This is a genomic window from Actinomyces urogenitalis (assembly GCF_002861525.1).
GTDB classification, from domain to species: domain Bacteria; phylum Actinomycetota; class Actinomycetes; order Actinomycetales; family Actinomycetaceae; genus Actinomyces; species Actinomyces urogenitalis.
Genome location: NZ_PKHA01000011.1, coordinates 66,854 through 81,284 on the forward strand (window position 1 = coordinate 66,854; position 14,431 = coordinate 81,284).

At 65.2% G+C, this 14,431-nt stretch carries 6 protein-coding genes and 3 tRNA genes; 6 read left to right on the forward strand and 3 right to left on the reverse strand.

Annotation, left to right across the window (positions count from 1 at the left end; genetic code table 11):
• Window positions 1-99: 99 nt before the first annotated feature.
• Window positions 100-2,523, reverse strand: a complete 2,424-nt coding sequence (locus CYJ26_RS09385; RefSeq protein ID WP_006548139.1) for an ABC transporter ATP-binding protein — start codon at window positions 2,521-2,523, stop codon at window positions 100-102.
• Window positions 2,524-2,605: 82 nt separating this feature from the next.
• On the opposite strand from CYJ26_RS09385, the gene CYJ26_RS09390 reads away from it, so the two are divergent.
• Complete coding sequence (locus CYJ26_RS09390) at window positions 2,606-4,495, forward strand: variant leucine-rich repeat-containing protein (RefSeq protein ID WP_034236697.1); 1,890 nt, start codon at window positions 2,606-2,608, stop codon at window positions 4,493-4,495.
• A 164-nt stretch (window positions 4,496-4,659) separates the two neighbouring features.
• Here the strand turns inward: CYJ26_RS09390 and CYJ26_RS09395 are convergent, their stop codons facing one another.
• Together CYJ26_RS09395 and CYJ26_RS09400 are read right to left on the reverse strand one after the other, a co-directional pair.
• Window positions 4,660-5,904, reverse strand: a complete 1,245-nt coding sequence (locus CYJ26_RS09395) for a glycoside hydrolase family 3 N-terminal domain-containing protein (protein ID WP_006548142.1) — start codon at window positions 5,902-5,904, stop codon at window positions 4,660-4,662.
• A 27-nt stretch (window positions 5,905-5,931) separates the two neighbouring features.
• The gene (locus tag CYJ26_RS09400) at window positions 5,932-6,321 is read right to left on the reverse strand and encodes a metallopeptidase family protein (protein WP_006548143.1); all 390 of its coding nucleotides are present in this window, start codon (window positions 6,319-6,321) and stop codon (window positions 5,932-5,934) included.
• Between the two features lie 244 nt (window positions 6,322-6,565).
• Between CYJ26_RS09400 and CYJ26_RS09405 the strand changes: the two genes are divergently transcribed.
• The 5 genes from CYJ26_RS09405 to CYJ26_RS09425 all read left to right on the forward strand — a co-directional run bounded on the left by CYJ26_RS09405 (window position 6,566) and on the right by CYJ26_RS09425 (window position 13,875).
• A tRNA-Glu gene (locus tag CYJ26_RS09405) sits at window positions 6,566-6,638 on the forward strand.
• Window positions 6,639-6,690: 52 nt separating this feature from the next.
• Window positions 6,691-6,764 (forward strand) — tRNA-Asp (locus tag CYJ26_RS09410).
• Between the two features lie 47 nt (window positions 6,765-6,811).
• Window positions 6,812-6,884 (forward strand) — tRNA-Phe (locus CYJ26_RS09415).
• A gap of 630 nt (window positions 6,885-7,514) precedes the next feature.
• Window positions 7,515-8,114 carry a DUF4126 domain-containing protein gene (locus CYJ26_RS09420; protein ID WP_040319494.1) on the forward strand — a complete coding sequence of 200 codons (600 nt, stop codon included), beginning with the start codon at window positions 7,515-7,517 and terminating at the stop codon, window positions 8,112-8,114.
• A 127-nt stretch (window positions 8,115-8,241) separates the two neighbouring features.
• Entirely contained in the window at window positions 8,242-13,875 is a 5,634-nt protein-coding gene (locus CYJ26_RS09425) for a Cna B-type domain-containing protein (protein WP_101638322.1), read from the forward strand.
• Window positions 13,876-14,431: the final 556 nt, after the last annotated feature.

Here is a 14,431-nt window from a genome sequence, read left to right on the forward strand (position 1 = left end):
GCACAACAGACATGCGAAGGCTATCGCGATCGGGCCGCCTGTGGGCGCTGGCGGGTGCTCGGCAAGGGACTTCTGGCGGACATCGGCCGGGACGCAGGCTCACAAGAAGTGCTGATGAGACTGATGGGTCCTGGTCATCCGCCGTTCATCTGTGCCCGGCACTGTGGTGCGCACGGGTGTGCAAGGACCGCGCGCCCGTCGGCGCCCTGCGCCGTCCCACCCCTGACGTCCCTGTGAGGAGTCCCTGTCATGTTCTCTGCGTCTGCGCGTCCACGCGCTGAACGACGCCGGCTGCGGCCCTGGGCCGGAGCGCTGGCTGCCAGCGTGCTCGCCCTGACCGGCACCGGCCTGGCCCTGCCGGCCACGGCTCACGCCGCCCCGGACGGCTCGAGCCTGGTCATCTCTGAGGTCTACACCTCCGGCGGCTCGGCCGGTGCCGCCTACCAGGACAAGTTCGTCGAGCTGGCCAACCCGACCGGAGCCGACCTCGCGCTGGAGGGCCTGAGCCTGTAGTACCGCTCGCCCAAGCAGAGCGCACCGGGCCTGGCCTCCAACACCTGTGCCCTGAGCGGGACGGTGAAGGCTAGGTCTGTCTTCGTCATCGCCGTCGGCAAGAGCAACGGCACGGTAGGCCAGGGCCGCCTCCTCACCTCTCCGGGCGCGCGCCAGCAGCTCGCGGTGCGTGACACGCACGTGCTCGCGGCCGGAAGCGTCCAGGAGCACGACCTCGTTACAGGCCTCCAGCACGAGCGGGGACTCAGTGACGATGACGGTGGTACGGCCCTGCCGGGCCTGGTGCACCTTGCGTGCCACACGTGACTCGGTGTGGGAGTCCAGGGCGCTGGTGGGCTCGATGAGCACGAGCGTGGGCGCCTCGGTCAGAAGTGCGCGGGCCAGGGCCACGCGCTGGCGCTGCCCGCCGGACAGTGATCTCCCCTTCTCCGTGATCATGCCAGCCAGTCCCTCCTCCAGGGAGGACCGGACGTCATGGGCATCGGCCACCTCGACGGCCTTGAGCAAGCGCTCGTCCCCAGCCTCATGGGCGGCCACCTCATGAACGTTCTGGTCCACGGCAGCCACGTTCGTGCGTCCGGACTCGGCGGCCACGAGCTGCTCGACGGCCACCGGCCCCGGCACCGCGGCCCCACGCACGTCCAGACCGGCGCGCAGCGTCCCGGTGAACAGCTGAGCGCTCGCCCCGGAGACCACGATGCTGGCGCGCACGTCCTCCAGAGGCATCTTCGCCGGCGGCCGGCCATCGAGCGTCACGGTGGGCTCGGCGTCGTCAAACCGGCCCAGACGGGTGGCCAGCGCGGCGGAGACCGACGGGTCCGAGGCGACCAGCGCCGTCGTGCGACCAGGTGCGATCCGTACCCCGGAGGCGGAGTCGACCAATGCGCCGTCGCGCGCCGAACCGTGCACGGGGTCCAGCGTCAGGCGCTCCTCGGCGCTGCCGGCCACGGGCCTGACCTGCAGGAGACGGAAGAGCTTGCGCGCACCCACGCGGGCGCGGGTGTAGTCCTGGACGGAGTTGGAGAACTCCATCAGCGGCCAGGACAGGTAGGCCGTGTAGCCGTAGAAGGTGACCAGCTCGCCGGCGCTGAGGGTGCAGGCCACCGCCATACGCGCGGCCACCCACACCACGAGGGCCACGAACAGGCCGGGCAGCAGCACCTGCAGGCTCATGAGCACCGACTGCGTACCGGCCACGCTCACTCCGCGGCGGCGCGGCTCCTGGGAGGCGTCGCGGTAGCGCTGGGCGAAGACCTCCTCACCACCGATCCCGCGCAGGATGCGCAGGCCCGCCACCGTGTCCGTGGTGATCGTGGTGACCTCGGACTGTGCCTCGCGCTGGTAGGCCTGGCGCCGTTGGAGAGGTTTGATGACCAGGGTGACGATCCAGGCGACCAGCGGCATCCCGATCAGCGCGATGAGGCCGAGCTGCACCGAGGTGCGCAGCATGAGTACGGCGACCACGAGGAAGGAGATCGCGGCACCGATCAGGCCTGGTAGGCGCTCGAGGAAATTGCCCATGTACTGCGCGTCCGAGGCCACCACCGCAGCGACCTCACCGGTAGAGACCTGCCTAGGCAGGTCTCTACCGGTCGTCGTCACCTGGCGTCCTACCAGCCGCGAGACATCGAAGGTGGTGCGCATCCAGGCATGGATACGCACGTAGGACAGGGTCGTGTCTGCCCCGGCATAGACGCAGAACAGGGCCAGCAGCCCCAGGCTGATCGTCCACACGCGCCCGCTCAGGCCGTTCTCGATCCCGGCGTCTAGGGCGGCGCCAAGGAAACCAGGGACGATGGCCTGGATGACGTTGGCGACGATTGAGGCTGCGGCTGCCAGGAGAACGGGCGTGGCGGCACGGCGAAGCAACCACCCCAGGAGACGGCCGGGCGAGGTCGCCGTGGGCTGGGGTAGCGGGTCCCCCGGCTGGGGGAGGAGATGACGGTGGCGGCCCGCCTGCGGGGCGGGGCGTGGGTGGCCGATGCGCCTGGCCCCGGCCTGCGCAGCCATACCGCTTCTGCGCGTGCCACGGCGGTAGCATCGAGGCAGCTGCCGTCCCGGTACACCCCATCCCCTCCCGGAAGGCCCGCACATGGATGCCGAACAGACCCGTCAGGCCGCGCTGGCGGCGGACCGGGACCTGGCTGCCTCGACCACCGACTTCGCCCTCCAGGCCGCCATCGCCGCGAACCGCCCGGACCTGGTTGACGCGCTCGCGCTCAACACCTCCCTCTACGCTGACCTGCGCACCTGGGTGGACGAGCAGCTGGCGGGTTCTGCCGTGCAGGCTTCCGAGCCAGCCGCGGACCAACCGGGCTCCGCGCCCGAGCAGCAGCCCCCGGCCGACGCTCTGACCTCTGGAGCAGGGACGAGCTCACCTGCGCCCGGCTCGGAGACCCCCGTCACCGCCGGACCCGAGAGCCTGAGCAGTGGTGCTCCGGCGGACGCGCTCACCTCCGCCGCCGAGGCTCACGTGCTGCCCGAGGCGGATACCGAGCCCGAGCCTGAGGATCCTGAGCTGGCCGCCGAGCCTGCCGGCTCCGCGGAGCCCGCGGTGGCACCGGCCGTGGCGGCGGCGCTCGCGGCTGACGCCGACCTGGCGACGAGCACGGCCGACTTCGCGCTCCAGGCGGCCATTGCTGAGCACCGGCCTGATCTGCACACGGCCCTGTCCTTCAACCCCCTGCTCTATCCCGACCTGCGCCAGTGGTTCGAGACGACGGGCAAGGGCTCGGCTCAGGCAGCTGGCCCGGCGGCGCAGGCGGCTGATGCCGCCATGGAGGTGGCCCCGACGTCAACGATCACCCCGGCTGCCCTCGATACGGCTCCTGCTGGCCTGACCCCGGTTCCCGTCGCGGTCTCCGGCCCCGGCGCACCGGGAGCAGCAGGTGCTCCGGTGCCTTCCAGCGCTGCCTCCGCTTCCCAGGCCTGGAGCGGCCAGCCGGTCGCCGGCGCCTCCGGTCCGGGTGAGCCGCCACAGCCGGGTACGAGCACGCGCCTGTCGCGCCAGCGGGCGTGGCTCGCGGCCGCCGTCGTCATCCTCCTGCTGGTGCTCGTGGGCGGTGGGACGGCCTGGTACATGTCCAGCCGCGACCGGGGCGCTGAGGTTGCCACCGGCTCCTCCGGGCAGGACTCCGGCGTGCAGGACGAGTCCGGCCAGGACTTCTCGGGTGACGCCAGTCAGTGCTCGCAGGACCCGGACCTCACGGTGACGGGCGTGGAAGACACCGCCTCCGGTCTGCGCGTGAGCCTGGAGGTGTCCGCGGCCTGTGAGAGCGGAGACGTCCTGTCTGGCGCGCAGAACCTCCTCACCCTCTACGCTCCCTCCTCTCCGTCCGGCAGCGGTGGGGCGGACAGCGTTGTTGCGCTGGGGCACGTGGACTTCTCAGCCGCGCCGGTGGGGGTGGCGCCCCAAGGCACGCCGGTGGCGGTCACCTTCGCCTCCTCGCAGTACTTCCGGCCTGCCGCCGAGCTCAGTCCCTCATCGATGAAGGCCGTGCTCTCGCTGGACCGCTCGGGTGCTCAGAGCACGGCGCTGGCCTCCCAGGAGACCTCCTTCACTGCCTCAGCCACGGCCGATGACGCCGCCCAGGCGGACTCTGCGGCAGCCGCGGCCCTGACCTGGCAGGAGACCAAGGATTACGACACGATCGTCTCTCGCGTCAACGGGATGTGGGTTCCGCAGATCTCCTCCAAGCGGCCCGGTCTCGTCCTCAATGGTGAGACCTGGGACAACCGGATGGTGTGGGAGCACTACCTGCGGACCCGGGCGGTCTACCCTGACGCGCTCCTGCTGAACTCGGACAGCTGGTCAGTCTTTGATGCTGGCGGGCACTGGTGGGTCATCATCGTGGCCGAGCCCTACTCCACCCCGGAGGGTGCTAACGGCTGGTGCGACGCGCAGGGCATCTCCAAGGACGACTGCTTCGCCAAGCAGATCTCCGTGGGCGGATCTTCCAAGGGCACGACCAAGCTGCGCTAGCGGCAGCCAGATCGGTGTCACGATCCCGGGTGATTCTCCCCGGCAGGGCCTTCCGCCGCGTAGATAGGACCGCGGTTCCGCAGAGATCCGCGGAAGCACGCACCTGTTGGAGGCTGCCCCGGGCGAGGGCTTACGCAATCGCCCGGGATTGTGACAGCGGAGTCCTAATGCTGCGCCTTGAGCGCCAGCACTCGCCGGGCGGCGGCCGCGACCTGCTCGGCGAAGGCCGGATCTGCCTGAGCCTCAGCGATGAGCGCGTCCAGCATGGCTGGGGCGACGGAGGAGTCGGCGGCGGCCAGCACAATGTCGCAGCCCGCGCGTACAGCGAGCACCGCACGCCGGGCCGGCGTCCAGGCCTTGACCTGTGCGGCCGCGGCAACGTCATCGGTGATGACCACGCCCGTAAAGCCCATCTCACCGCGCAGCAGCTCGGTCACCACGGTGGGGGAGAAGACCGCCGGGGCCTCAGGATCGATGAGTGAGTAGAAGGCGGAGGAGATCATGACCACCTCGGCGCCGGCAGCGATGACCTGGGCGAAGACCTCGAGCGCCGCATCGCCACGGGTGGTGACGGAGTCCGTGACCTGCGCAGTCACGTCCGTGTTGCCGATGGTGCGTCCGAGCCCCGGGAAGTGCTTGATGACGGGGACCACCCCGGCTTGAGTCATCCCGGCGTTGAAGGCCACCACGTGCTCGGCGACGCTGCCCGCCTCCGATCCGTACTGACGGTCCCAGTGGCCGATTGGGGCGTTCGAGCTCGGGTCAGCGATGTCAACGAGGTCAGCCACCGGCGCCAGGTTCATCGTCACGCCCGCCGCGGCGAGCTCGGTGGCCCAGCCCGTCGCCGCCGTGCTGAGCTCGGCGGCAGGCCAGGAGCCCTGCGTGGTGGCCTCGGGGATCTTGGTAAACCCGGCGCCGGACAGGACCTGAACGTTGCCGCCCTCCTGGTCCGTGGCGACGAGGAGAGGCACGCTCGGACCGGCGGCTGCGGCGCGGGCCGTGAGCGCGTCCACCAGGGCGCGGGTGGCCGTGACCCCGGCGGAGGAGCGGCCGGCCAGGAAGACTCCGCCCACCTGCCGAGCGAGCAGGGAGTCGAGCGCTTGGGCACTGCCGGTGGCTGGCAGGCCCACCATGAGCAGCTGGCCGGCCATCTGCTCGATGCTCCACCCTGCCACCGGGTCGGCACCGACCTCGGGGGAGGGGGTGGTCTCGGGCGTCGGGACGGCCGATGGTGTCGCGGACGCGGTGGAGGGCTCCGGAGCCGCTGTGGGCGTGGGGGCGGACTTGCGCGGCCAGGCCAGCACCGCTGTAGTGCCGGCGGCGGCCGTGGCGATGAGGGCTGTGGCGCCGAGCGCAGCACGGCGGGACAGGCGGGAACGGGAATGGGCCGATGGGGAAACGTGCCTCATGGCAGCGACCTTAGCCGGCTGGAGGTGCTACTCCCAGCCGAGTTCGTGGAGTCGGTCGTCGTCGATGCCGAAGTGGTGGGCGATCTCGTGGATGACGGTCACTGTGATCTCCTCGACCAGCTCCTCGCGGCTCGTGCACCAGCGCTCCAGGGGACCTTTGAAGATGAAGATGCGATCGGGCAGGACGAGGGACCAAGAGGTGTCGCGTTCGGTCAAGGGGACGCCGTCGTACAGGCCGAGCAGCGTCGGGCGGCCGAGCTCGTCATAGTCCTCGCGGCGCAGCATGTCCGGCTCGGGCTCGTCCTGGACGAGGATGACGACGTTGTCCATGGCCTCGGCGAGGTCGGGTGGCAGGCTGTCGAGAGCGTCGCCAACAGCGTCCTCGAAGTCAGCGTCAGGCAGGTGGACCGGGCTCATGTGTCCAGCCTGCCACGAGGTCGGGGCGGGGCTGGCGGGGACGTGGTCTGAGCCTCCGTCTCAGGGCGCTGGCGGCGTGAGCGTGGGCAGGTGGTGGGGTCAGTGAGTTGGTAGTCGAGGCAAAGCGCGGTATTGCGCCACTTTCTCGCGGTGAGCAGCGTCACGGCATTTTGATTTGCGTGAGCGCCGACCGGCCCCTTAGTGTTCTACCCGGTTCGAGGCGCGACGACGCCAAGGGCACCAGGCCCCCATCGTCTAGCGGCCTAGGACCCCGCCCTTTCACGGCGGTAGCACGGGTTCGAATCCCGTTGGGGGTACGGCTCGTGCGAGTGAAAACGGCTCGCAAGAGCAGGGCTTCGTGCCACACGAGGCCTCGTGGCGCAGTTGGTTAGCGCGCCGCCCTGTCACGGCGGAGGTCGCGGGTTCAAGTCCCGTCGAGGTCGCGGAAGCGAGTCGGCCCGGTCATCATGGCCGGGCCGACTCCATCCAAGGCTCTGTAGCTCAGTTGGTAGAGCGTTCGACTGAAAATCGAAAGGTCACCGGATCGACGCCGGTCGGAGCCACCGCGAAAGGCCCGGATCCTACGAGGATCCGGGCCTTCGTCGTACCTGGGCGAGGTGGGCGAGGGCCTCTGTGGTGGGTTTCGGGGTGGCGTCGGTTAAGGCCCTCAACAGTCGGTTCGGGTGTGGCGGGGATGGGGATCGACTGTCCAGGGCCTGAAGCGACGAAGATGCGGCGGCGTGCGGGGGCTTTGGTGCGTGGGTTGGGTGATTGGTACGTGCTTTGGCGAATACGACGGCCTCTAGGGGTGGCAGAAGGGCACGTACTCATGGCGTGGGCACGCACCCATCGGGGAAGGCACGTTCGAACCGGGCATCTGGAAGCGGTGGTGCTGCCTGGTCCGCCTGCTGCGACCGACACCCTCGTCCGAGACCTGTACCGGGCTGCCAACCAGCGGGCGGCCGAGCCGAAGCAGACCGCCGTGAGCAGTGGGGCTACACCATCAAGGAATGCACCCTGCCCGATATGATCTGCTATCAGCCAGGGCGCGGATCTCACAAGGAACCGGGCCTTCGTTTTGCCTGTGGATCTCCAGGGCGTCTGGTGTCCTGAGCGGCACAGTCTGTGAGACCCTCGAAGCGCGCGGATCTCGCGCCTCCCCCAACCTTGCTCAGGAGCCCTCCGTGGATGCGATGACCGCCATGCTCATGTCGATCGGGACCGGGACGGCCTCAGGCCTGCGGCCCTACCTGACGGTTCTGGTCATGTCTGTGGCCGGGCTCGCGGTTCCAGACTCCACCGGTGGCTTCCTCCACCAGGTCGATGCCGCGATCCCGCCTGCGATCGCGAACCCGTGGGTGGCGGTGATTTGCCTGGTGCTCGCGCTGGGCGACGGCGGCCTGGACAAGGTCATCGGGGTGAACCTCCCCCTTGAGGGAATCAACCAGGTCCTGCGTCCCGTCTTCGGGGTGCTGGTGGGTGTGGGGCTCGGTTCTCAGGTGAATGCGGGCACGATGGTGGTGGCGGGCCTGCTTGGTGGAGCGACGGCGTTGCCCGTGAGCCTGGGGAAGGGAGCGGCCACGGCCGGCTCGACGGCACTGGCTCCCTCGGCCACGCTCCAGGTGCTGCGGAGCATCGGGGAGGACATTGGCGCGGTGGTGCTGGCCGTGCTGGCGATCGTGGCGCCCCTGCTGGCGGCCGTGCTTGCGCTGGTCGTGGTGGTCATGGCGGTCAAGGTGGTCGTCATGGTGCGTCGTGCGCTCAGGAGACGGCGAGGCTCTGGCGCCGTGTAGGGCGGTGCATGGCGCAGGGCCTTGGCTGGGGTATGGGGAGGGCATTATCATGCTGTATCTCCCTTGTCTGCGCCCTGAGTCTCCCCGGTTCGGTGTGGGCAGTCGTGATCGATGAGGATGGTTCCCCATGAGGCTTCCCAAGTCTGTTCTTGGTGTCCTTGCTGCGGGTGCGTTGTTGCTTGGTGGCGCGGTGCCTGCTGTGGCTGAGGACGCGGTTCCCGGTGACGGGCCGACGACGTCGGCGTCTGCCCCTGCTGATGAAGTGGGGAGGGGTGTTGAGTCTGAGGATGTAGACGGTTCTGCGGGCGGCGGCGATGGCGCGGCTGGGCGTGATGGTGCGTCGCAGTCTCGTGCTAGGTCGGCTGTGGATCGTGCGGCGGTTGGGTCGTATGATGACTCGACGTTGAAGGTTGACTTCCGGATCATCAACCTGGAGCCGGACAACACGATCAATGACAACTCTGAGTTCTGGGTGGAGAAGACCGTCAACGCGACGGTTGACCTGAAGGTCTCGGGATCAGGCGCGGATGCGATTATCCGTAACCCGTGGTTGATGATCACGGTGCCCAAGGGGAAGATCAAGGATCTGAAGTTCGCGGACTCGCAGAACGCCTACCAGACCGTCCAGATTCTCGAGGACCAGGTCGACCCGGATAACGCGTACATCATTTACAAGTACGACCAGTTCACGGGTGCCTCGTCCGCGGCTTATCCGGCTCCGTTCCTCTTTGACGGCGCGAAGACCTCAGATGGCGACAAGATCACGGTGAAGGCCGTGGTGCTGGACGCGACGGGCGTTGAGAATCGGAATGACGCCGACAAGAAGAGCGTCCTGGAGACAGCGAAGTCTCTGCCGGTGCTCTACAGTGCGGAGAAGACGTACAAGGCCCGCAAGATTGAGGCGACGTATAACTGGGCGAACCTTGCAACTGACAACGGAAATCCGTTTCATGACGGAGGACAGAGGACGCGGCTCGTCTATGATCAAAGTCTTACCGATGACAATGGCAAGGTGGTAAAGGAGAACAATCAGATCTTCGTCTACCGCAAGCTCGATACTGCTGACAGCCAGACAACGGGCGAGGATGGACAGAAGGCTCGCTTTACTTTCTCCTTCGTCATTAACCCTCCTGCTGTTGAAGGCAATCAGAGTTGGTATTTTAATAAACCTCAGACCCTCACGGCCGTCTTTAAGCTGCCCGACAATGTCGAACCTGCAAGGGCCACGCTGAGGGATAAGGGAGAAGCACAATGCGATGGCTCCTCAAGATGGTTCTATGACAAGGCGACCAATACACTCTCGCTTCGAGAGAAAAATGGAAATTATGGGGGGTCATCTGCCTGGCGTTGGGATCGACTCGGACGATCTTATGTGAGTGATGTCTATCTTCGTCTGAAGAATGTTCCCTACTGGGATGGCAGTAAAGACAGCATTGAAGAGCGCAATGCGAAGCTGGTCAACATTCCCATTGATTTCATCATGGACCAAGGTCTGGACAGTGAGAACAAGTTCTATTCGTCGACGGCTCACCTGCTGGTAGAAAAGGAAGTTTACCAGGGAGCGGGTACATTTAGTACCTCAAAGATGTATCGTAATAGCTGGGCAACTGCTAGTGATATCTACCTAGGTGGAGGCAGCTATGAGCAACCGCTCAACCTTTTGGGAGGTAATTACACCATTCGAAACGGCGTCATCTCCGATCGTCTGGGCAATGACCAGTCCCAGATTGGTCTCTACTACAACACGGACCTGAATAACACCAATAATGGCTCGTCTCCTACCAACCCTGACGGTGGGGCTGTCAACAAGATCGTGTCCTACGAGGACTATCTGGACATTCCGGAGAAGATTCAGGCGGGCGAGCAGGGGAACACCTACTACGAAAAGTTCCAGATCAATAACATCTTCTTTAGAAATAACAATCTGCCGTCCGCGGATGACGCAAAGCGGCAGGAGAAGGCTGACGCCACAATCAATCAGGTCAACAGCACGAGCAACACGCTCTATGGCATCAAGGGTGACGGCTCCAAGATCGCTATCGCGAAGAATCTGAAGTACCGTCAGGTCGTTGATATTCACGACACGGCTCGCCAGTACAAGGGGCTTTCGCTCGAGTTTGATGATCCTCTTGTCCTGGACAATGTCTCGCTGAATATACTGACCAGTATCCAGCCCACTGTCGAGGAAAAAGCAAAGTACAACTCACCTGGCTATGCTCCCCACGAGTACCGGACTGGATACAAGGTGACCTTCCGCGACGTTAATGACAAGGAAGCGACCTGGGACAGGCCGAGGGATCCAGGCGCGCTGACGAACATCAACACTATTACGCCGCGCGTCAGGATGGGAGTGCCGAACGATGTCTCGGTTCCCTTTAAGGCCGAGGGGACTTTTGTCGACTATAGATTCACTCTCGCCGGATATGCGGGCGATGGCAATTGGGGTGCTCTGTCGGAGTACACCGGCGGTGCCGTCGTTCTTCTGCCTCCCGCGTTTAGCTACGCGGGTACGACAGAAAAGTTTGGGGACTATAACAATGAGGAGCTGGGAGATAAGCGCAATCCGCAGGTTATCGAGAATTACAAGGGGACCGGTCGGACAGCACTCATCTACTCAGATATCCGCTTTGTTCCAAAAAGCACGGTTCTTGACGATTTGATTCTGGCGCCAAAGCTCGAGGTGTCAAAGTATGCCCAGCGAGGCAACAATCAGGTCGATGTCTACTACCTGTATGACCACAACGACGAGATCAAGCCGTTGGGCGAGTCGCAGTATTACGCGGACGAGCTCGACCTGGATAACGACGGGGACACGACCGAGCTGTTTGCTCACATGGCTTCCCAGATTAACTACATTCCGCCGTTGGAGATGGTCGTCACCCATCAGGTAGGTATGGACCTGAACACCATGGCTTTGGCCACGACTGGTGACCTGGGCTATGACTACCGGTACGGCATCACGATGCTCAACAACACGATCAACGACGTGACGAGCGCACACGTCATTGGTGTGCTGCCTCAGAAGGGTGACAAGGTCATCGCCCCTAACCAGGCGGGTGAGTATGGAGACCGTGGTTCCACCTACGGCGTGACCCTGTCGAAGTTCCTAGAGGATGAAGAAGAGAACATCGAGCCGCTCAAGAGGTTCGACGTCTACTACCAGACTCAGTCCCACCAGGGCGACATCAACGGTCTGCGCGACGGTTCCTGGCTCACCAAGGAGGAGGTGGGTGACGTCTCGAAGGTGAAGGCCTACAAGTTGGTCCTCAAGCCTGGTGAGGTCATCAAGGCCAAGGAGGAGATCAAGCTGTACACCACGGCGAAGATCCCCTTCGACACCACCCTCATCCCTGAGGAGGAGGAGAACGCTGACGTCGCGGTGAGCACGCTAGCCTTCTCTACCGACGGGCAGATCTTCTCCGAGGGCAACAAGGTCCAGACCAGGTACACCTCGTACGAGGTCAATGGTCGTTACTTCTTCGACAAGGACAAGGATGGGGTCTACGAGGAGGGGACGGATACTCCCCTGGCGAACCGGACGCTGACGCTTGTGAGCAACGAGGCCGCCCTGGATCGGGATGCTGAGAGTGTCCCGGGCGAGGTGCTCAACCCTGACGGCTCGAAGATTGAGATTGAGACGAATGCGGAGGGTAAGTACTCGGCGCCGGTGTACCGGCGTGGTGAGTACCGTCTGTACACGGAGAAGTCCCACTTCGAGGACTTCGTCACCGCGGTTCCGGCCTCGCCGGAGGCTGGTGCGGAGGTGCAGAACCTTGACGCGGCTACGATCGAAGGTGATACAGGTAAGACCACTGGCTTTGCCCTCAACCCTGCCTCACGTGTCGCGACGAGGAATGTTGCGGTGACTGGTGACCCGGGTTCGATCACGGTGACGAAGACCGCCGCGAGTGAGGACGATAACCCGGATTCGGGCAAGCCGCTTGCTGGCGCGGTGTTCAGGCTGACCACCACCGATGGCAAGACGGTGACCGACTTCAACGGCAAGCCGGTTACGAACGTGACCACGGGTACTGACGGCAAGGCGAAGTTTGGGCACCTGCCTCTGGGCACCTACCGGGTGTCGGAGGTGACGGCACCGACCGGTTACGTTCTCAATGCGCAGGCTCAGGATATGACGCTGACCAAGGACACGGCGGACGGGACTGTCTCGCTTGCTAACAGCTTGGAGCGTACGACGGTCAAGGTCGCCAAGACCTGGAGCGACAACGACAACCAGGACGGCCAGCGTCCGGACTCTGTGACGGTCAGGCTCCTCGCCGACGGTGAGGTCGTGGACAATCAGACGTTGACGCTGAATGCCGAGAGCGAATGGAAGGGCTCCTTCTCTGGCCTGCCCAAGTTCAAGGCCGGCAAGGAGATCGCCTACACGGTCTCTGAGGACGAGGTGTCTGGCTACTCCACGGCCTACTCGGGTACTGCTGCTGGTGGTTTCACGGTGACGAACACGATCACTGGGAAGGTGTCTGTCGCGGTGACGAAGGCCTGGGCCGGTATTGACGCTGACGCGGCTCCGGCCGTGTTGGTGCAGCTGTACGCCGACGGTGTGGCCTCTGGTGACCCGGTCACCTTGGACGGTAACGCTGAGGATGGCTCCTGGAGCCACATCTTTGAGGGCCTGGACCAGTACACGGCTGAGGGTAAGGCGATCGCCTACACGGTGGCCGAGCAGGGCGTCGAGAACGGCAAGTTGTCGGCTGGTGGCCACGACTACACGGTCAAGGTCGCGCAGGACGGTGACTCGTGGACGGTCACGAACACTATGGAGAACCCGAAGACCTCTGTCTCCGGAAAGAAGGTGTGGGACGACGCCGATAACCAGGACGGGATCCGGCCCGACTCCGTGACGGTCGAGCTCCTCGCAAACGGTGCCGCCACGGGTAAGACGGTGGAGGTGCCCGCAGATGGTGACGGGTCCTTCACCTTCACCGGCCTGCCGACCTTCGACGCCAAGGGCATCGAGATCGCCTACAGCGTGGACGAGGTGGGTGTGCCTGAGGGGTATGAGAAGAGCATCGAGGGCACCACGATCACCAACACCCACACCCCGGCGGTGCGCACGGTGAGCGTGACCAAGGCGTGGGACGACCTGGATGATGCTCATGGCCTGCGCCCCGAGAGTGTGAGGGTGCGTCTGCTGGCTGACGGTGAGGACACTGGTAAGAGTGTCGAGCTGTCTGCCGCCAATGAGTGGGCGGGCGTGTTCGATGGCCTGCCGGTGAACAAGGCTGGTAAGGAGGTCGTGTACTCGGTGGTTGAGGATGCGGTTGCTGGTTACGAGGCCACTATCACCGGTAGCGCGGATGAGGGGCTGACGGTGACGAACACGCTGGTGCGTGGTGTGGTGTCGTTGGTGAAGACCGACGCTGCTGGTGCGCCTCTGGTGGGTGCGGTCTTTGAGCTGCGCACCACTACCGGGCAGGTGCTGGACACCGTGACCAGTGGCGCGGACGGCCGGGTGGTGTTCGAGGGTGTTCCTGCTGGTTCCTACCGTGTGGTGGAGACCCAGGCGCCGGCGGGCTACGTCCTGTCTGGTTGGGCCAAGGCTGCTGTGATCGACCGGATGGGCGTGAGTGTGGATCTGGGTCGTGTGGTCAACACACCCGTCCCAGCCAAGCCTGTGGGGCCGGTGGCTTCGTTGGGCAAGCGTCTGCCGGTCACGGGTGTGGACGTGGCGGTCGGGGTGGTTGCTGTGGGCCTGGTGGGCCTGGGTGGCCTGCTGATCCGTCGCCGCCGCGCCTGAACCAACCAGCCCCGGGGGTCGGGCCTGGTCTGGTTGTTGAGTCTGGTGGGTGTGCTGGCGCTGGTGAGCGTGCCAGCACGCCTGCTGGCCGGGTAGACGGTCCTTGTGACGGGGTTGGTGATGTGCCGCGCCTGTGACTGGTGGGGTTGTCTGCCTGGTGGGCTGTGGGTGGGTGCCTGTGCCTCATCGAGGGTGCTTGCCTGCGGCTGTGATAGGGGAGAGGAGGGGGTGATGCCCAGGTGACTGGGTGTCACCCCCTCCTCATGCCTGCCCACCGCACCCGAACCGAGTGTCCAGGGCCTGAACCGGCTCTTCACGGTTGAGGGTGTAGGGGTGGGCGGGGTGTCTTGTGGTGGTGTGGGTCGAGGTCCCCTGATGATGGGAGTTCCTACACCGCCCATCCAGAAGACCTCGACATGCCTGACGTTACCTTCTCCCGTCCCGAGCGCCGTTTCGAGGGTGTCACTGTGGTCGGGGTGGATGAGCGCGTGTGGCGCCGCACCCGCCGCGGTGACAAGTACGTCACCGTGATCATCGACCTGACCCCCATCACGAA

Bases quoted from the DNA above. Each gene is read 5' to 3' on its own strand.
- CYJ26_RS09385 (WP_006548139.1), bottom strand. From the start codon at position 2,523: ATGGCTGCGCAGGCCGGGGCCAGGCGCATCGGCCACCCACGCCCCGCC.
- CYJ26_RS09390 (WP_034236697.1), top strand. From the start codon at position 2,606: ATGGATGCCGAACAGACCCGTCAGGCCGCGCTGGCGGCGGACCGGGAC.
- CYJ26_RS09395 (WP_006548142.1), bottom strand. From the start codon at position 5,904: ATGAGGCACGTTTCCCCATCGGCCCATTCCCGTTCCCGCCTGTCCCGC.
- CYJ26_RS09400 (WP_006548143.1), bottom strand. From the start codon at position 6,321: ATGAGCCCGGTCCACCTGCCTGACGCTGACTTCGAGGACGCTGTTGGC.
- CYJ26_RS09420 (WP_040319494.1), top strand. From the start codon at position 7,515: ATGACCGCCATGCTCATGTCGATCGGGACCGGGACGGCCTCAGGCCTG.
- CYJ26_RS09425 (WP_101638322.1), top strand. From the start codon at position 8,242: ATGAGGCTTCCCAAGTCTGTTCTTGGTGTCCTTGCTGCGGGTGCGTTG.